Consider the following 522-nt stretch of genomic DNA (forward strand, 5'->3'; position numbering starts at 1 on the left):
CCGGTGGCAAAATTGCGAACATGACGCCTCGCAAAGAGATTCCCATTGCGCTGTGGAAGCGCATCGAGCCGCTGATTCCGCAAGTCAAGCGTTCGCCCAAAGGTGGACGGCCACGTCTCAGTGATCAGCAAGCCCTCAACGGCATCGTCTATGTCTTGCGCACGGGCGTGCCGTGGGAAGACCTGCCTGTGGAACTGGGCTATGGCAGCGGCATGAGCTGCTGGCGCCGGTTGCGTGATTGGCAAGCTGCCGGTGTGTGGCATCGTCTGCATCAGGTGTTGCTGGCCGAGCTACGTCGCGTCCAGAGGCTGGATCTGAGCCGAGCCAGTCTGGACGCCGCCAGTGTTGCCTCCCCCCGGGGGGCGCCTACACCGGGCCAAACCCGACCGATCGCGGCAAACTCGGCAGCAAACGGCATCTGATCGTCGACCGCAACGGCGTGCCCTTGGCGGTGTGCGTCACCGGCGCCCATCGGCACGACTCGGTCGTGTTCGAGGAGTTGATCGAGGCCTTGCCGCCAAT

Annotated in this window: 1 pseudogene; it reads left to right on the forward strand. The window is 64.0% G+C overall.

Features of this window, described 5'->3' with window-relative positions:
* Positions 1 to 20: 20 nt before the first annotated feature.
* A pseudogene (locus tag XpopCFBP1817_RS21155) lies at positions 21 to 522 on the forward strand (IS5 family transposase); the annotation flags it as partial.

Origin of the sequence: Xanthomonas populi (genome assembly GCF_002940065.1) — a bacterium.
In the GTDB taxonomy this organism is placed as follows: Bacteria; Pseudomonadota; Gammaproteobacteria; order Xanthomonadales; family Xanthomonadaceae; genus Xanthomonas; species Xanthomonas populi.